The organism is Arthrobacter sp. LT660 (genome assembly GCF_056172845.1).
In genome coordinates this window covers 959,775-976,546 of record NZ_CM149651.1, presented here as the reverse complement: position 1 = coordinate 976,546, position 16,772 = coordinate 959,775, and the positions used below count along the sequence as shown (strand labels likewise).

Sequence of the window (16,772 nt, the reverse complement as noted above, 5' to 3'; positions counted from 1 at the left end):
GCCACCCGGCCGCGGCGCCGGCGCCGTTCCGAAGAGCGACGAAGGAATGCATAAGGTAGAGGCATGACGAGTACAGAAGAACCCGCAGCTGCGTCCTCCCGGGGCGCATTCGACCTTTCGTCCCTGGCTGGCCCGGTCCCCGACGCCGCCGGCGGTCCGGGCGACCCGGCCGACCCGGCCGACCCCGTGACCTCGGCCGGGGCGTGGGTCCGGTCCGTCACGCAGGAGGACTTCCCCGAACTGGTCACCCTCTCGCAACGGGTGCCCGTGGTGGTTTCGCTGGGAAACGGCCGCTCGCCGGCGTCCGCGCAGCTGGACGCGTCAATAGGACGGGTGGTCGACACCTACGCCGGTCGTCTCGTGCTGGCCACGGTGGACACCGATCGGGAGCAGGCCATCGCACAGGCGTTCCGGATCCAGCAGATTCCGGCCGTCGTGGCGCTGCTGAACGGACAGCCGGTCCCGTTGTTCCAGGGCGCCGTGGCCGAGGACCAGCTCAGGTCCCTGCTGGATGAACTTCTGCAGCTGGGTGTGCAGCACGGGGTCGCGGGGACGGTTCCGCCCCTGAGCGGCCCGGCAGAGGAAGCGCAGGTACCGCCGCTGCACCAGGAGGCCATGGCGGCCATCGACGCCGGGGATTACGACGGTGCGGCAGCGGCCTACCGCAAGGCGCTGGCGGAAAAACCGAACGACGTCGACGCGGCAACCGGACTGGCGCACGTGCAGCTTCTGCAGAGGACCGCAGGGGCCGACGTGCAGTCCATCCGGACCGAGGCCGCGGAAAACCCGGACTCCTTGCCGGCGCAGCTGGCCGTGGCCGACCTCGATGTCACCGGCGGTCACGTGGAGGACGCGTTCGCACGGCTCGTTTCGCTGGTGGGGCGCACCGCCGGCGAGGAGCGGGAGACCGTTCGGGCGCGGCTGGTCGAGCTCTACACGGTGGTCGGGGCGCAGGATCCCCGCGTCGCCAAGTCCCGTCAGGCCCTGGCCAGGGTGCTTTTCTAGCCGCAGCCCCTTTCGACGAAGGTAGACGCCACCCCTCCCGTTTCGACGAGGGCAGACGTCCAAACCGAGCGGATTCCGGACATCTGCCTTCGTCGAAACGGTGGAGGGGGCAGCTGCCTTCGTCGAGAATGTGCGTGGGGTCGCGGAGGAATCCGCCGGGGAGACCGTCCCGCGGTTGGTAGACTAGTGGGCATGAGCCTGCCTGCAGATCCCTTTGAACGAGACCCCCGCGATCCCGGCACGGGCGGCGGCACAGCGACGCTCGAACGCCAGGAGCAGCAGGAAGTGGAGCCCGGCGACCGGGATCGATTCGCGCACTACGTCCGTAAGGAAAAGATCATGGAGTCCGCGTTGACCGGGGAACCGGTCATCGCGCTCTGCGGCAAGGTGTGGACCCCGGGCCGCGACCCGCAGAAGTTCCCGGTGTGCCCGGAGTGCAAGTCCATCTACGAGGGCATCAACCCCGGCGGCGACGACAAGAAGTAGCCACGCACCCCGCGGCCGGAACGCCCGGGCCGCGGCCGTAAACCGCAACGCATGGACCGGCGCCATCGCCGTGCCACACACGCGCCGTTTGGCGTTCCGAGGAGTTTGTTCGTGGACGATGCCCTGTTCCATGTGGGCGAAAGCATGCCCCCCGCGTACCCCGAGAGGGCTGCGTGGGGGACGGCGCCGAAGCTCCGGCAGTGGCAGACCGAGGCGTTGGCCGCGTATTTCGCAACGGGTCCGCAGGACTTCCTCGCGGTGGCCACGCCGGGCGCCGGCAAGACCACCTTCGCCCTGCGCGTGGCGGCCATGCTGGTCGACGCCGGCACGGTCAACCGGATCACGGTCGTCGCGCCCACCGACCACCTCAAGCGCCAGTGGGCGGACGCCGCGGCGCGCATCGGGCTCTCCCTGGACCCCAACTTCAAGAACGCGGACGGGCGGCACGGCGCGGGCTTCATCGGCGTGGCCGTGACCTACGCCCAGGTGGCCAGCAAGCCCATGCTGCACCGCGCCAAGACGGAGGCCGCGCGGACGCTGGTGATCCTGGACGAAATCCACCACGGCGGCGACGCGCTGAGCTGGGGCGAGGGGATCCGCGAGGCCTTCGAACCCGCCACCCGCAGGCTCGCCCTGACGGGCACGCCGTTCCGCTCGGACACCGCGCCCATCCCGTTCGTCGACTACGTCGAGGACAACGCCGGAATCCGCCGGTCCAAGGCGGACTACACGTATGGCTACGGCGATGCGCTGAAGGACAACGTGGTCCGTCCGGTGATCTTCATGGCCTACTCGGGCCAGATGCGCTGGCGGACGTCGGCCGGCGAGGAGATGGAGGCGCAGCTCGGGGAGGGCTTCACCAAGGACATCACCGCGCACGCCTGGCGCACAGCGCTCAACCCCGAGGGGGAGTGGATCCCCTCGGTCCTCGCGGCCGCCGACAGGCGACTCACCGAGGTGCGGCGCACCATTCCGGACGCGGGCGCGCTGGTGATCGCCACCGACCACGACGACGCACGCGCCTACGCGGCGCAGCTCAAGCGGATCACCGGAGAGCCGGTCACCGTGATCCTTTCCGACGATGCCAAGGCCTCCGCCAAGATCGAGGACTTCTCCGCCGGGACCCAGCGCTGGATGGTGGCCGTGCGGATGGTCTCCGAAGGCGTGGACGTGCCGCGGTTGGCGGTCGGCGTGTACGCCACCTCCACTTCGACACCGCTGTTCTTCGCGCAGGCTGTGGGCCGCTTCGTGCGCTCCCGGAAACGGGGCGAGGTCGCCTCGGTCTTCCTTCCCTCGGTGCCGATCCTCATGGAGCTCGCCAACCAGATGGAACTCGAGCGGGACCATGCCCTGGACCGGCCGGAAAAGCATGTCGAGGATCCCGAGTTCGTTCCGGAAGACGCCCTGATGGATGAGGCGAACCGCGAGGACAAGGCCTCCGACTCGCTCACCAAGCAGAAGTTCGAGGCGCTGCAGTCGCAGGCGTCGTTCGACAGGGTCCTGTTCGATGGCGGCGAGTTCGGAATCGGCGGGACGATGGGCTCCGATGAGGAGCAGGACTTCCTCGGGATTCCCGGCCTGTTGGACGCCGACCAGGTGGGCCACCTGCTGCGGCAGCGCCAGCAGGAACACGCCACGCGGCGGAGCCGGAAGTCGGCGGTCCAGGGCCAGGAACCCGTTCCGTCGGTCGTGGACCACCGGCAACTGATGGACCTGCGCAGCGAACTGTCCAAGAACGTGTCCGCATGGTCCGCCCGGACGGGCACTCCACACGGCGTCATCCACACCAAGCTGCGCGAGGTCTGCGGCGGCCCCGCCGTGGCACAGGCCAGCGCCGAACAGTTGAACAAGCGCCTCACCAAGCTGCGGGATTGGTTCGTCGGCCGCAAGTAGGGTGTTCCGGCGCGGTCCGCGACCCGTTCCCGGGACGGCTAGGAGATGACGACGCCGGCCGCGCGGAAGGCGGCGGAGGTCGCCGCGGCGTTCTCCGGGTGGACCGCGGCCGTGAGATTCGTCAGCACCGTCGTCGTGAAGCCCTCCGCCGCGGCGTCGCGCGCCGTGGCGAGCACGCAGTAGTCCGTGGCGATGCCGACGACGTCGACGGATTCGACGCCGCGCGAACGGAGCCAATCGCCCAACGGCGGCCCCGGGGGCGCCTCGCCCGGTTCCGGCTCCGGCTCGGGCCAGGCCGCGGAATCCGGCCGCGCGCCGGCTCCCTCGAACCCCGAGTAGGCGGCCGCATACCGGCCCTTGCGGAACCACGCGTCCACGAGTCCGGCCTCGATGGCAGGGGCGAGGCCGTAGTGCGGTTCGGCGCCACCGGTGCCGGCGACGCAGTGCGGCGGCCAACTGTCGACGTAGTCGGGGTCCGGGGAGAAGTGGTCGCCGGGATCGATGTGCCAGTCCTGCGTCGCGGCCACCGCCGCGTAGTCCCCGCGGCGCCGCGCGAGGTGTCCGGCGATGCGCGCCGCGACGGCCCCGCCGCCGGCGACCCCCAGGGATCCGCCCTCGCAGAAGTCGTTCTGCACGTCCACGATGATCAGAGCCCTGCCGGCCATGGTGTCTCCCCGTTCGTCGTGTTCCTGGTCCTGTAACTATTCCTTGTCGATGAATTCCGTCGGGATGACCGGCTCGCCCTTCTGCAGCCGGCGCGCCACGCCGGGCAGTTCCTGGACGCTGTCGTGGTGGCGTTGGGCGGCCCGGACCACACCGTCGGCGCCGGTCCAGCCGTCCAGCAGTTCGCCTCCGGAGACGAACAGGTGGAGCAGCTCGCGGTCGTTGGCGTCCGAATCGGGCCGCTCGCCGATGCCGACGAGTTCGGCCGTCGCGCGCCCGCGTTCGTTGATCCGCCGGAACGCCGTCTTGCGTCCCCCCACGCTCAGTTTGTTCTTGGCGGCCTTGGCGACGTCGACGAACGTTCCGGCGTCGTCCTGGCGGCTAACCAGCTTGTACACCATGGAGGCCGTCGGCGCGCCGGAGCCGGTGACCAGTTCCGTTCCGACGCCGTAGGCGTCCACCGGGGCCGACTGCAGCGCCGCGATGGCGTATTCGTCCAGGTCGGACGTGACCATGATGCGCGTGTTGTGGTTGCCGAGGTCGTCCAGCAGGGTGCGCACCCAGCGCGCCTGCTCCACCAGGTCGCCCGAGTCGAGCCGGACCGCGCCGAGCTCCGGCCCGGCCACCTCGACGGCGGTTCGGACGCCCTGCTCGACGTCGTACGTGTCCACCAGCAGTGTGGTTCCCTTGCCCATGGATGCGACCTGCGCCTCGAACGCTGCGCGCTCCGAATCGTGCAGCAGCGTGAACGAATGCGCAGCCGTCCCCACCGTCTTCAGGCCGTAACGGTAGCCGGCCTCCAGGTTGGAGGTGCTGTCGAAGCCCGCGACGATGGCCGCGCGGGCCGCGCCGACGGCCGACTCCTCATGGGTCCGCCGGGACCCCATTTCGATGCAGGGCCGCGTGCCCGCGGAGGCGACCATTCGCGATGCCGCGGATGCCACGGCAGAATCGTGGTTCAGGACGGACAGGATGAACGTCTCCAGGACGCAGGCCTCCGCGAAGGTCGACTCCACGATGAGGATCGGCGAGTTGGGGAAGTAGAGATCGCCCTCCGCATAGCCGTAGATGTTCCCCGAGAACCTGAAGTCGGCGAGGAAGTCGATCGTGGTGGCGTCGACGACCTTGCGGGACGCCAGATGGTCCAGCTGCTCCTGTCCGAAGCGGAAGTGCCGCAGGCCCTCGAGGATGCGGCCGGTGCCCGCGACGACTCCGTAGCGGCGCCCCTCGGGCAGGCGGCGGGCGAAGGCCTCGAAGACCGAGCGGCGGTGGGCGGCTCCCGAATGCAGGGAGGCCTGCAGCATGGTGAGCTCGTAGTGGTCGGTGAAGAGCGAGGTGGGCTGCTGCCACATGCGCGGTACTCCTCGGTCGGCGGGTGGGCGGTGGGACGGCCCCCGGCCGCCGTCCCTGCCACTCTAGATCAGTAACTCCGGGCGAGGGCCGGCGCGTGACGGTGCGGTCGTAGAATGGGTGCATGCCAGTGATCACCGCCCAGACCGATGTCCTGCCCCGGGCCGAGACCGAAGGCGTTGTCCGCCTCGACGTTCCCTACGTGCTGATCGTATGGAACGATCCGGTCAACCTCATGAGCTACGTCAGCTTCGTGTTCCGCAGCCACTTCGGCTACAGCGAGGCCAAGGCCGACGCCCTGATGCTGGAGGTGCACCAGGCCGGCCGGTCCGTCGTCGCCACCGGGACGCGCGAGAAGATCGAGACCGACGTCGCGGCGATGCACGGTTTCGGGCTGTGGGCCACGCTCCAGCGGGCGGACGAGTCCTAGGCGTGGCACGGGCCTTCAAGAATTCGCACCGCGGCCTGACCTGTCAGTTGGAGAAGGCCGAGCGGGACCTGTTGCGCGGCCTCTTCGAGGACGTCGTCACCATGCTGGAGCCGGCGCCGCCGGCAGCCGGTGCGGTGGACGAGGATCCGCTGTGGGCCTTGGTGGGCATGGACCCCCAGGCGCACGCGGAGGGCTTCGCCGCACCGACCGACGAGGCCGTGCTCCGCCTCCTGCCGGACGCGGTCAAGGACGATCCGGCCGCTTCGCTGGAGTTCCGCAAGCTCACCGAGCGCCCGCTGCGCGTATCCAAGGTCGGCGCATTGCGGGCCGCGGCGTTGGCGGTGGAGACTTCGCCCGTGGTTCTTTCGCCGGCCGCCGCGCCGCAATTCGCCGCCGCCCTCAACGACGTTCGCCTGGTCCTGGCGAAGCGGCTCGGGCTGGAAAGCGACGAGGACGCGGAGCGCGTCCACGCCCTCGACGACTGGGGCCGGGCGGAAACCGTCGACGAGTACCTGGCCCTGGTCTACAACTTCGTCACGTGGCTGCAGGAATCCCTCATGCAGGCCCTCCACGGGTCGCTGTGACGTGGATGACACTTCGCCGTCAACCGCCCGGGGAGGCGGCCGGAGGAAGTATGGTCTGTAGACCATGACTCACGATCCAGGCCCGCGCGCAACCGCGGACGCTGTGACACCGCCGCGGGCGGCGTCGCCCCTGGGGATCTTCGACTCCGGCGTCGGCGGTCTCACGGTTTCGCGTGCCGTCATCGACCAGTTGCCCAACGAATCCACGCTCTACGTCGGGGACACCGCGAACAGCCCCTACGGTCCGCTGCCGATCGCCGAGGTCCGCGCCAACGCGCTGGGCGTCATGGACGAGCTGGTGGACGCCGGCGTCAAGCTGCTGGTCATCGCGTGTAACTCGGCGTCGTCCGCGGTGTTGCGCGATGCCCGAGAGCGCTACACGGCGCGCTACGGGATCCCGGTGGTGGAGGTCATCCAGCCGGCGGTGCGCCGGGCCGTCGCGGCGACCCGCAGCGGCCGGATCGGTGTCATCGGCACGTCCGCGACCGTGGGGTCGCGCGCCTACGAGGACGCGTTCGCGGCCGCCCCGCACCTGCACATCACGGCCGCGGCCTGCCCGCGTTTCGTCGAGTTCGTCGAGCGCGGCGTCACCACGGGGGACGAGCTGCTGCGGACCGCTGAAGAGTACCTGGCCCCGCTCAAGGCCGCCAACGTCGACACCCTGGTCCTCGGGTGCACGCACTATCCGCTCCTGACCGGTGTCCTCTCATACGTGATGGGGGACTCCGTCACGCTGGTCTCCAGCGCGGAGGAGACGGCCAAGGACGTCTACGCGGCCCTCATGCGCCACGGGTTGTCGCGCCCGGACGGCCCGCGGCCGACCCACGAGTTCATCTCCACCGGGGACGCCGGCTCGTTCGAGGTGCTGGCCCGGCGCTTCCTCGGACCCGAGGTGCTCGGTGTCCAGCGCGTTGACCACGTGGCGGCGCGCTATCCCACCGGATCCATCGCGCGGATCACCCCGGAGATGGTCGCCCGCGCCGGCGTCGGAACGGGCGGCCGGCCATGAAGCTCACCATCATCGGCTGCAGCGGATCGTTCCCCGGCCCCGGCTCGCCGGCGTCGTGCTACCTCGTCACGGGGCACGACGGCGTCCGCCCCTGGCGCATCATCCTGGACCTGGGCAGCGGCTCGCTGGGCGTGCTCCAGCGCTACATGGACCTGAAGGACATCGACGCGATCTTCCTCAGCCACCTGCATCCCGACCACTGCATGGACCTCTGCGGCCTGCACGTGGCCGTGCACTGGGACCCCACGGGCTGGAACCGGGACCGCATCACCGTCTGGGGGCCGGCAGCGACGGCGGACCGGATGGCCACCGCGTACGGCCTGCCGCTGGATCCGGGAATGCACGAGGACTTCGACTTCAACCACTGGACCGAGCGCGCCCCGGTGCGGCTCGGGCCGTTCACCATCACCGCGGTCCCCGTTCGGCACCCCGTCGAGGAGGCCTATGCGCTGCGCGTCGAGGCCAGCGAGCCGACGTCGGACGGTGGGATGCGCACGTCGGTCCTGGCCTATTCCGGGGACACCGACACGTGCGACGGACTCGTCGAGGCGGCGGCCGATTCGGATATGTTCCTGTGCGAGGCCGCCTTCGAGGAGGGCCGCGACGACGGGATCGACGGCGTCCATCTCACCGGGCGCCGCGCCGGGCAAATGGCGACCCAGGCCCGTGCCCGCCGCCTGCTGCTGACGCATGTGCCCGTCTGGACGGATATCAACACGGTGGTCTCCGAGGCCAAGGAAACATACGACGGCGGCCTGGCGGTGGCGGTCTCCGGCGTCACCTACGGCGTGTGGTCCGGCACCCGGCTCGGGGAGCCGCAGGCGGCGCCCGAGGCGCAGGACCCGACGCGCGCGTAGCCGGCGGATCGACGCCCGTCCGCGCACACGCCCGGCGCGCCCGCGCGATGTTCGGCCGGGGCCGCTCCGCGCCTAAGCTGGAGGCATGACTGACGCATCGACCGTTTCCCCCGTCCTGCGCGCCGACGGGCGCACCCCCGGGCAGCTTCGCCCGATCAGCATCACGCGCGGCTGGTCCAGCCAGGCCGAGGGATCCGCCCTGATCGAGTTCGGCAACACGCGGGTCCTGTGCACCGCGTCCTTCACGGCGGGCGTCCCGCGCTGGCTCAAGGGCGAGGGCAAGGGCTGGGTGACCGCCGAGTACGCCATGCTTCCGCGGGCCACCAACACCCGTTCGGCCAGGGAGTCCGTCAAGGGCAAGATCGGCGGCCGGACCCATGAGATCTCCCGGCTGATCGGCCGCTCGCTGCGCTCCATCATCGACACCAAGGCCCTCGGCGAGAACACGATCGTCCTGGACTGCGACGTTCTGCAGGCCGACGGCGGTACGCGCACCGCGGCCGTCACCGGAGCCTATGTGGCACTGGCCGAGGCCGTGCGCTGGGCGCGCGCGGAGAAGCTCATCAAGCCCAACGCCGAGGTGCTCCGCGACACCGTGGCCGCCGTCAGCGTGGGCATCATCGACGGCGTCCCGATGCTGGACCTGCCGTACGTGGAGGACGTCCGCGCCGAGACGGACATGAACGTCGTCGTCACCGGATCCGGCCAATTCGTCGAGGTCCAGGGCACCGCCGAGGGCGCGCCCTTCGACCGCGACGAGCTGGACCGCCTGCTGGACCTGGCGCTCGCCGGCACCACGGAGCTTTCGCGTATCCAGCGCGAGACGCTGGGGGGTTCCGCGTGAGCGGCGCCGTGGCGGACAAGGTCCCGCGGCTGGTCCTGGCCACCCGAAATCCCGGCAAACTGCGCGAACTCCGCGAGTTGCTCCGCGACCGCATCCCGGGGATAGACGTCGATACGCAGGTCGTGGACGCGGCCGCGCTCGGCGCCCCCGACGTCGCCGAGACGGGAACGACGTTCGAGGAGAACGCCCTGCTCAAGGCCCATGCGATCGTCGCGCACACGGGCCTGCCCGCGATCGCCGACGACTCGGGGATCGCCGTCGAGGTACTGGGCGGGGCGCCCGGAATCTTTTCGGCGCGTTGGGCCGGCACCCACGGCGACGACCGCGCGAACCTCAAACTGCTTCTGGACCAGGTGGCCGACATCGACGATTCCCACCGCGGAGCCGCGTTCGTCTGCGCCGCGGCGCTGGCCCTTCCCGGCGGTGCGGAGGCGGTGGAGACGGGCCGGCTCCCCGGCACGCTGCTGCGCGAGCCGCGCGGCGAAGGCGGTTTCGGCTACGACCCCATCCTCCGGCCCGAGGGACTGGAACGGAGTTGCGCCGAGCTCGGTCCGGAGGAGAAGAACGCGATCAGCCACCGCGGCCAGGCCTTCCGGGCGCTTTTGCCGCACATCGTCGAGGCGCTGTCCGGGAACGTACCCGGCGCCTGAGGCATTCGCCACACGGACGGGCGAGGACCACCGAAACGTCGGGGACCTAGGGCACACTTGAGGGCAATGAATACTTTTTCCGTGCTCCCGACCGCCGCGGCCACCGACCCCTCGGGAGGCAGTGCCTTGTCAGGCATCGCCGACTGGGCCGTCGGCCTCATGGAGACCATTGGGGCGCCCGGCGCCGCCTTGGCCATCGCGTTGGAGAACCTTTTCCCGCCCTTGCCCTCGGAAATCATCCTTCCCCTGGCCGGGTTCACCGCCAGTCGCGGTTCGTTCACTTTGGCGGAGGCGCTCTTTTGGACCACGCTGGGTTCCGTGGTGGGCGCCATCGCCCTGTATTGGCTCGGGCGTGCCCTGGGGCGCGAACGCACGCGGTGGATCTTCGGCAAGTTGCCGCTGGTGGACCTGAAGGACGTCGACCGCGTCGAGGCGTGGTTCGACAGGCACGGGGCCGCCGCCGTCTTCTTCGGCCGGATGATTCCGCTCTTCAGGAGCCTGGTGTCCATTCCCGCGGGTGTGACGGCCATGCCGCAATGGAAGTTCATCGGGCTCACCACGGCGGGCAGCGCGATCTGGAACTCCATCTTCGTGCTCGCGGGCTACTACCTGGGCGAGAATTGGCACGTCGTGGAGGCCTACGCCGGGGTCTTCCAGAAAATCATCATCGCCCTGGTGGCGCTGTACCTCCTCTACTTCGTGGTCAGCCGCGTCGTCAAGCACCGCCGCGACCGCGCGGCCGTGCCCGGCGTCGACCCGGCCAACGACGGTCCGTCCAGCTAGGCACGGGGGCATGTCCTACGACTTCACGTCCATCGACTTCGAGACCGCCAACGGATTCCGCGGTTCGGCCTGCAGCGTGGGCCTGAGCAAGGTCCGGGGCGGCAGGATCGTCGAGGAGGCTTCGTGGCTGATGCGGCCGCCGGAGGGATTCGACCACTTCGACGCGCGCAATGTGCAGATCCACGGCATCACGGCCGACATGGTCGCCGGGGAACCGCGATTCGGCGACCTCTTCCCGGAGATCGCCGGATTCATCGGTGGCGACGCGCTGGTTGCCCACAACGCCGCCTTCGACCTCGGGGTCATCCGCTCCGGCCTCGAGGCGTCCGGCCTGCCGGGCCCCGCCTACGACTACGCCTGCACCGTGATCCTCGCACGGCGCAGCTACGACCTTCCCTCGTATTCACTGCCTTTCGCGGCGGAGGCCGCAGGCGTTCCGCTGCGCAACCACCACGACGCCGTGGAGGACGCGCGCGCCTGCGCCGGGATCATGATCGACATCGGACGCATCCACGGCGCCCCCACGGTTGGCGGGCTCCTCGGGGCGCTGGCGGTGCGCCCGGGCCGTTCGGAGGCTTTTGTCCCGGGCGATCCGCTGTCCAAGGCCACGCGGGACGCGCAGGGCTGGAAACAGGCCGGCGGCACGGTCCCGCAACAGCCCGAATGGGCGGTGTGGCCGCAGGAGGGCAAGGATCCGGCGCCGAATCCCGACGCCGACGCGGCGCACCCGCTTTTCGGCGAGACGGTGGTCTTCACCGGGAACCTGGGCATCAGCCGCCAGGACGCCAAGAACCGCGCCGCGGACGTCGGCGCGACCACGGCGAGCCGCGTGACCCGCAGGACCTCCGTGCTGGTGGTCGGCGACGGCTTTGCCGCCCGGGATCTGGCGGGCGGGAGGCTGACCTCGAAGGCGAAGCACGTGCTGCGTCTCCGCGAGGCGGGTGCCCGCGTGGAGGTGCTCGCCGAGGGGGAGTTCCTGCAGATGGTCGGCGGCTCCTGGCCGGAGGGCCGCTAGCCCTCGCCGAAGGTCAGCCGGATCCACCGTCGCGCCATCTCCCGGATGGCGTCGGCGCTTGCTGTCAGCGATTCCCAGTCCGCGGGCAGGGCTGCCGTCCCGTGGGCGGCGGCGAGCAGGGCTCCCGCGAAGGCCGCCTCCGGTGTCCGGCCCCGGGCACAAAGCGTGCCCGCCGCGTCCGCCAGCGCGTCCGCCGGATCCGCATGGGCCCGTCCTGCCGCCGCGACGGCGGCAACCGCGGCGCGCAGCGCGTCCCACGCGTGACCCTTTTCCCCCGTTCCCGCGTCCTTCTCGCCGGGCACTCCGGCGCCGGACAGCGCCCGGTGGACGAGCATCGCGGCAGCGGCCGCCGCCGACGTCGCCGCGCGTGATCCGTGGGTCAGGGCGGCGGCGTCGGTCGCGAACTTCGCCGTCGTCGCCGGGGTCACCCGGGGGAGCAGCGCGCTCACGGCGGCGCGGGCCAGGACGCCGGGACCGTCGGCGGACGCATCGTGGGGGCGCCCCACGGTCCCCATCGCGTCGTGGTCCAGCCCGGACAGGTCCAGCGGGTCGGCGGGGGCGATCCCTCCCGGGGCCAGCGGTGCCAGCGCCTCGTCGAGCCATCGCGGCCGGGGCTCGGGCGCGCCATCCGGGAAGGACCCGGTGGCCAGACGGTGCCAGCGGAGACCGGCCAGCCACATGCACGCCGCCTCGTCCGATCCGAACCCGTCGTTTGCCCATTCGAGGGCCTCGAGCAGCCCGTCCATGAGGTAGAGCTGGAGGCTGGAACCGCCGTCGAGCGTCCCCTGCGGCGCGGCGTCCGCGGCGTGCCCGAGTCCCGGCGCGATGGCCGTCGCGGCCAGGACGGCCACCACGCGGTCGGCGAACTGCTCGGCGGTCAGGGAAGTCTCATGGGTCGAAGTCACTGGGCCAGTGTAGTGAAGGCGTGGCGGAACCAACCTGTCGGGGGCGGACAGTAACGTGGCGGTATGAGAATGCTCCACACTTCCGATTGGCACCTCGGCCGGTCGTTCCACGGCGCCGGCCTCCTGAAAGATCAGGAGGCGTTCATCGACGAACTCGTCGACGTCGTCGGTCGGCGCTCGGTCGACGTCGTGCTCATCGCCGGCGACGTGTACGACCGCGCGCTCCCGGGAGTCGACGTCGTGTCGCTATTCGACGACGCGCTGGTCCGCCTGCGCCGCGCGGGGGCACAGGTGGTGGTCAGCAGCGGCAACCACGACTCCGCGATCCGGCTGGGCTTCGGTCGCCGGCTCTTCGAGGAGGCCGGGCTGCACCTTCGAACCAATGCCGCGGACCTGGCCCGGCCCGCGCTGTTCGATGGCGGGGACCACCTCCTCGCCGTCTACGCCCTGCCCTACCTCGAGCCCCGCATGGTCGCCGAGGAGCTGGGCGTCGAGGAGCCCGGCCACGCCCCGGTGATCTCCGCGGCGCTGGACCGCGTCAGGCTGGATCTGGCCGCACGGCGCGCGGGATCGCCGGTTCCGGTGCGTTCCGTCGTGCTGGCCCACGTGTTCGCCGCCGGCGGCGCCGCCTCCGAGAGCGAGCGCGAACTCAGCGTCGGCGGCCTCGATGTGGTGCCCGTGTCGCACTTCGAGGATTTCGACTACGTCGCGCTCGGCCACCTGCACGGCCGCCAACGGCTGGCCGAGAACGTCCGCTACTCCGGTTCCCCGCTGGCGTACTCCTTTTCGGAGGCCGGCCACACGAAGGGCGCACTGCTCGTGGATGTCGGGCCGGAGGGGCTGCGGGACGTCGAGGCCGTCGAATGGGCGGCGCCGCGGCGCCTCGCGGTCCTCCGCGGGGAGCTCGAGGCGCTGCTGTCCAATCCGGAGTACGAGTGGGCGCGGACGGCCTGGTGCCAGATCAGCCTCACGGACACGGAACGTCCGGCGCAGGCGATGGAGCGGCTGCGCGCCCGGTTTCCGGACACCCTTGTGCTGTCCTTCGACCCCCAGGGGCGGAAGGACGACGCCGCCACGACGTACGGCGAGCGAATCGCGGCGGCGGACACGGCGCAGGAGGTCTGCGAGGGGTTCGTGGAGCACGTGCGGCAACGTGCGGCCAACGACGCCGAGTCCGGCCTGTTGAACGATGTCCTGGCCGATGCCGCGTCCACCCTGGTGAGCGCATGAGGATCCACCGGCTGGAGGTCGAGGCGTTCGGGCCGTTCGCGGATCGGCAGACCGTCGACTTCGACGAGCTCTCCGGAGCGGGGCTGTTCCTCCTGAACGGGGAGACCGGGGCAGGGAAGACAAGCGTGTTGGATGCCATCTGCTACGCCCTCTATGGAGGGCTTCCCGGGGCGCGGGAGGGATCCACGCGGCTGCGGAGCGACCATGCCGCGGAGTCCGTCGCCCCCGAAGTCCTCTGCGAGTTCAGCACCGGCGGACGGCGTTTTGAGGTGCTGCGCAGCCCGGCGTGGGAGCGGCCGAAGTCCCGCGGATCCGGGACCACCAAGCAGCAGGCCCAGAGCCGCCTGCGCGAACACGTCGACGGGTCCTGGCGCGAAAAGTCCACGCGCAACGACGAGGTTTCCGGGGAAGTCCGGGCCGTCCTGGGGCTGGACAAGGAGCAATTCACCAAGGTCGCCATGCTTCCTCAAGGCGAATTCGCATCATTCCTCCGTGCCAAGGACAAGGAGCGAGAGGCACTGCTGAAGCGGCTGTTCGACACGACCACCTACGCGTCCGTGGAGCAGCTCCTCGCCGATCGGCTGTCGTCCGCCCGCGTGGAGGCCGACGACGCCCGGCGCAGCCGTGCGACCAAGCTGGAGCACCTGCGGACGGAGGCCGGGGCAACACTCGTGTCCGAGGCCGAACCGGACGCGTTGGACGTCGGGGACGATCGACTGCCCCAGGCTATTGCGGACCTGTTGGAACTGCGTCTTGCCGAAAGCGACGGGCAACTGCGACTCACCGAGTTGTCGCTGTTCCAGGCGCAGACCACGGTCCGGGAGCTGGAGCAGCGGGTGGAGGACGCGCGCCTGCTGGGCGAACTCGACGAACGGACCCGACGGCACCGCGGGGAAGCGGCTGCCGCCGGGGAGGCCGCCGAGGTTCTGCGTGCCCATGAGCGGGCGGTGGCGGTCCAAGCCGAGGCGCAGGCGTCGGCCGCAGCCGAGGCCGAGTCGCTCGCCGCCACGGAGGAAGCGGACCGGACGCTTGCCGCACTGCGGGCGCATCCGATGGCGGCTTCCCTCGTGGAAGACGCCATGTCCGTCGACGAAGCCCACCGCCTGGCATCGGACGAGGCGGCCGTCGTGGCGGAGGCGCTTCCGCAGGAGACCGAACTGTCGCAACTGGACGCCCGCGTCGCCGCTCTCGGTCGTGAGATCGTCTCCCTCGAGGCGGAGGTGGACTCGGACGAGGCGGACCTCGCCCGGGCGCGGGAGTCGCTCCCGGGGCTGCGCGCCGATGTCGAGGCCACGTCCAAGGAGGCCTCCGCCCTGGACAGCAGGAGGTCTTCCCTCGAAAGCGCCGAACGGATCCTGGGGCTCGTCCGCGAACGCGACGCACACCGCCCACGGGCCCGGGCCGCGGCCGAAAAGTGGGTGCGCGCCTCGGAGGCCGCCCTGCGCGCCCGTGGGGAAGCCACGCTCCTCTCACGGCAACGCCTGTCCCAGGCGGCGGCTTCCCTGGCCGTCGAGTTGACCGAGGGCGAACCCTGTCCGGTTTGCGGTTCGCACGAACATCCGATGCCGGCGACGTCGGGGGACGGGCCCCTGGTCACGGATGCCGACGAGGCCGCCGCGGAGGCGGCCGCGGCCACGGCGTCGGCGACGGAGCTTCAGGTCCGCGAAGCGCTGGACAAGGAACGCATCGAGGAATCCCGCCTGCTGGCGCTGGCCGGCTCGATCGACGAGACCGACGCAGCGGAGACGGTCCGGCAAGCGAGTGGCGCCCTCGAGACGGCGCGGGATGCCGCGGACCGCCACTGCGCGGCGCGGGAGCGCGAGTCGGAAACGCTCCGCCGCGTCGAGGAGTTTGAGCCCCGTGTCGGCGCGGGCCGGCAGCGACTCGCCGCGCTGCGCTCGAGCGCGGAGGAGTTGGGGGCCACCGCCGGGGCCCAGCGGAAGCGGCTGGCCAACCTGCGCGGATCCCACGCGTCTCTCGCCGCCCGGCTGGCTGACGTGCGGAGCGCAGCGGAGCTTTTGGGCCGGCGCGTCGACGCGGAGCGCAGGCTGGCCTCGTCCTCCGCGGCGTCGGTGTCCGCGCGCGCCAAGCTGGACGCGGTCCTCTCCGAGCGCGGTTTCGCGGACGCGGCGGAGCGCGTTGCCGCGCTTCAGCCCGCGCGGCGCGAGGGCGAGCTGCGGGCCCTGCTGGCCGAGCACGGCGCCGAGGCCGTCCGGCTCGAGACGCTGGCCGCGCATCCGGGCATCGCGCGGGCACGAACGGCAGCGGGAGAAGGTCCGGGGGAGTCGACGTCGGTGGCACTCGCGGCAGCCGCGGATCATCGGGCGTCGTGTGCCGGGGCCAGGGACGCGGCGTTGCGGGAACGCGCGGTGCTGGACTCCTACGCGGGACGGTTCGGCGCCGCGCGCACCGCCCTCGATGAGCTCCTCGCGCGCATGGGCCCGGTGCTGGAGCGGTTTGAGACGGTCAAGGCGGTGGCGGAGTTGGTCCGGGGCGGCGGCGAGAACATCCTGCGGATGACGTTGTCCACCTACGTCCTCGCGGCCCGGCTGGAGGCGGTCGCGGCGGCCGCGACCGTGCGCCTGAACGTGATGAGCAATGGGAGGTACGCGCTGGTCCACGACGACGGGCGGCGGGGGAACAACAAATCCGGGCTGGGACTGCAGGTCGTGGACGCGTGGACGGGCCAACAGCGGGACACGTCCACGCTCTCGGGCGGCGAGTCGTTCATGGCTTCGCTGTCACTCGCCCTGGGGCTCGCCGATGTGGTGCAGCAGGAATCCGGCGGCATCGACATGGAGACGCTCTTCGTCGACGAGGGGTTCGGGTCCCTGGACGAGGGCGCTCTCGAACTCGTCATGGACGCCATCGACGGACTGCGCGCCGGCGGAAGAACGGTGGGCGTGGTCAGCCACGTACCGGAGATGAAACAACGGATCCCGGCCCAGCTGCGCGTCGACAAGGGGCGCCACGGATCCCGCCTCAGTGTCGTCATGGACACGGTGGGAGCGCGTTGAGCCGGTAGTAGAATGGGCCACACAAGGGTTGGGCGCTCCGGGTGGCTGGGA

Annotated in this window: 16 protein-coding genes; 13 read left to right on the top strand and 3 right to left on the bottom strand. The window is 71.0% G+C overall.

Annotation, left to right across the window (positions count from 1 at the left end):
- Window positions 1-63: 63 nt before the first annotated feature.
- From AC0QSG_RS04450 to AC0QSG_RS04440, 3 genes are all read left to right on the top strand, one after another.
- Window positions 64-1,005 carry a co-chaperone YbbN gene (locus AC0QSG_RS04450; protein ID WP_475376787.1) on the top strand — a complete coding sequence of 314 codons (942 nt, stop codon included), beginning with the start codon at window positions 64-66 and terminating at the stop codon, window positions 1,003-1,005.
- Window positions 1,006-1,197: 192 nt separating this feature from the next.
- Window positions 1,198-1,491: a DUF3039 domain-containing protein gene (locus AC0QSG_RS04445; protein ID WP_435726705.1), complete on the top strand. Its 294-nt coding sequence runs from the start codon at window positions 1,198-1,200 to the stop codon at window positions 1,489-1,491.
- A 144-nt stretch (window positions 1,492-1,635) separates the two neighbouring features.
- Complete coding sequence (locus AC0QSG_RS04440; protein WP_435726951.1) at window positions 1,636-3,384, top strand: DEAD/DEAH box helicase; 1,749 nt, start codon at window positions 1,636-1,638, stop codon at window positions 3,382-3,384.
- 38 nt (window positions 3,385-3,422) lie between these two features.
- On the opposite strand, the gene AC0QSG_RS04435 is transcribed toward AC0QSG_RS04440, so the two are convergent.
- Window positions 3,423-4,049: an isochorismatase family protein gene (locus AC0QSG_RS04435; RefSeq protein ID WP_475376786.1), complete on the bottom strand. Its 627-nt coding sequence runs from the start codon at window positions 4,047-4,049 to the stop codon at window positions 3,423-3,425.
- Window positions 4,050-4,085: 36 nt separating this feature from the next.
- A complete protein-coding gene (locus AC0QSG_RS04430) occupies window positions 4,086-5,399 on the bottom strand; it encodes a nicotinate phosphoribosyltransferase (RefSeq protein WP_475376785.1) in 1,314 nt (437 codons plus the stop codon).
- A 122-nt stretch (window positions 5,400-5,521) separates the two neighbouring features.
- On the opposite strand from AC0QSG_RS04430, the gene clpS reads away from it, so the two are divergent.
- From clpS to AC0QSG_RS04390, 8 genes are all read left to right on the top strand, one after another.
- Window positions 5,522-5,827, top strand: coding sequence for an ATP-dependent Clp protease adapter ClpS (gene clpS, locus AC0QSG_RS04425; protein ID WP_435726708.1), 306 nt, complete (start codon window positions 5,522-5,524; stop codon window positions 5,825-5,827).
- Between the two features lie 2 nt (window positions 5,828-5,829).
- Window positions 5,830-6,411: a DUF2017 domain-containing protein gene (locus AC0QSG_RS04420; RefSeq protein WP_475376784.1), complete on the top strand. Its 582-nt coding sequence runs from the start codon at window positions 5,830-5,832 to the stop codon at window positions 6,409-6,411.
- 64 nt (window positions 6,412-6,475) lie between these two features.
- A complete protein-coding gene (gene murI, locus AC0QSG_RS04415) occupies window positions 6,476-7,420 on the top strand; it encodes a glutamate racemase (RefSeq protein WP_475376783.1) in 945 nt (314 codons plus the stop codon).
- Window positions 7,417-8,277, top strand: a complete 861-nt coding sequence (locus AC0QSG_RS04410; protein ID WP_435726711.1) for an MBL fold metallo-hydrolase — start codon at window positions 7,417-7,419, stop codon at window positions 8,275-8,277. Before murI ends, AC0QSG_RS04410 begins: the two co-directional genes overlap by 4 nt.
- A gap of 85 nt (window positions 8,278-8,362) precedes the next feature.
- On the top strand, window positions 8,363-9,121 hold the full coding sequence (gene rph, locus AC0QSG_RS04405; protein WP_435726712.1) for a ribonuclease PH: 759 nt from the start codon (window positions 8,363-8,365) through the stop codon (window positions 9,119-9,121).
- A complete protein-coding gene (gene rdgB, locus AC0QSG_RS04400; RefSeq protein WP_475376782.1) occupies window positions 9,118-9,771 on the top strand; it encodes an RdgB/HAM1 family non-canonical purine NTP pyrophosphatase in 654 nt (217 codons plus the stop codon). The genes rph and rdgB overlap by 4 nt, the downstream gene beginning before the upstream one ends.
- Before the next feature lie 66 nt (window positions 9,772-9,837).
- Window positions 9,838-10,554 (top strand): DedA family protein, encoded by a 717-nt coding sequence (locus AC0QSG_RS04395; protein ID WP_435726714.1) that lies wholly within the window; start codon window positions 9,838-9,840, stop codon window positions 10,552-10,554.
- 10 nt (window positions 10,555-10,564) lie between these two features.
- Complete coding sequence (locus AC0QSG_RS04390) at window positions 10,565-11,569, top strand: 3'-5' exonuclease (protein ID WP_435726715.1); 1,005 nt, start codon at window positions 10,565-10,567, stop codon at window positions 11,567-11,569.
- Here AC0QSG_RS04390 and AC0QSG_RS04385 read toward each other — a convergent pair.
- On the bottom strand, window positions 11,566-12,474 hold the full coding sequence (locus AC0QSG_RS04385; protein WP_475376781.1) for an ADP-ribosylglycohydrolase family protein: 909 nt from the start codon (window positions 12,472-12,474) through the stop codon (window positions 11,566-11,568). The genes AC0QSG_RS04390 and AC0QSG_RS04385 overlap by 4 nt on opposite strands.
- A 63-nt stretch (window positions 12,475-12,537) precedes the next feature.
- Here AC0QSG_RS04385 and AC0QSG_RS04380 point away from each other — a divergent pair, with 63 nt between their 5' ends.
- Both AC0QSG_RS04380 and AC0QSG_RS04375 read left to right on the top strand, forming a co-directional pair.
- A complete protein-coding gene (locus AC0QSG_RS04380) occupies window positions 12,538-13,704 on the top strand; it encodes an exonuclease SbcCD subunit D (RefSeq protein WP_475376780.1) in 1,167 nt (388 codons plus the stop codon).
- A complete protein-coding gene (locus AC0QSG_RS04375) occupies window positions 13,701-16,721 on the top strand; it encodes an AAA family ATPase (protein WP_475376779.1) in 3,021 nt (1,006 codons plus the stop codon). The genes AC0QSG_RS04380 and AC0QSG_RS04375 overlap by 4 nt, the downstream gene beginning before the upstream one ends.
- Window positions 16,722-16,772: the final 51 nt, after the last annotated feature.

Excerpts from the sequence above, each read along its gene's own strand:
- AC0QSG_RS04450 (WP_475376787.1), top strand. The coding sequence starts at position 64 with ATGACGAGTACAGAAGAACCCGCAGCTGCGTCCTCCCGGGGCGCATTC.
- AC0QSG_RS04445 (WP_435726705.1), top strand. The coding sequence starts at position 1,198 with ATGAGCCTGCCTGCAGATCCCTTTGAACGAGACCCCCGCGATCCCGGC.
- AC0QSG_RS04440 (WP_435726951.1), top strand. The coding sequence starts at position 1,636 with ATGCCCCCCGCGTACCCCGAGAGGGCTGCGTGGGGGACGGCGCCGAAG.
- AC0QSG_RS04435 (WP_475376786.1), bottom strand. The coding sequence starts at position 4,049 with ATGGCCGGCAGGGCTCTGATCATCGTGGACGTGCAGAACGACTTCTGC.
- AC0QSG_RS04430 (WP_475376785.1), bottom strand. The coding sequence starts at position 5,399 with ATGTGGCAGCAGCCCACCTCGCTCTTCACCGACCACTACGAGCTCACC.
- clpS (WP_435726708.1), top strand. The coding sequence starts at position 5,522 with ATGCCAGTGATCACCGCCCAGACCGATGTCCTGCCCCGGGCCGAGACC.
- murI (WP_475376783.1), top strand. The coding sequence starts at position 6,476 with ATGACTCACGATCCAGGCCCGCGCGCAACCGCGGACGCTGTGACACCG.
- AC0QSG_RS04410 (WP_435726711.1), top strand. The coding sequence starts at position 7,417 with ATGAAGCTCACCATCATCGGCTGCAGCGGATCGTTCCCCGGCCCCGGC.
- rph (WP_435726712.1), top strand. The coding sequence starts at position 8,363 with ATGACTGACGCATCGACCGTTTCCCCCGTCCTGCGCGCCGACGGGCGC.
- AC0QSG_RS04395 (WP_435726714.1), top strand. The coding sequence starts at position 9,838 with ATGAATACTTTTTCCGTGCTCCCGACCGCCGCGGCCACCGACCCCTCG.
- AC0QSG_RS04390 (WP_435726715.1), top strand. The coding sequence starts at position 10,565 with ATGTCCTACGACTTCACGTCCATCGACTTCGAGACCGCCAACGGATTC.
- AC0QSG_RS04380 (WP_475376780.1), top strand. The coding sequence starts at position 12,538 with ATGAGAATGCTCCACACTTCCGATTGGCACCTCGGCCGGTCGTTCCAC.
- AC0QSG_RS04375 (WP_475376779.1), top strand. The coding sequence starts at position 13,701 with ATGAGGATCCACCGGCTGGAGGTCGAGGCGTTCGGGCCGTTCGCGGAT.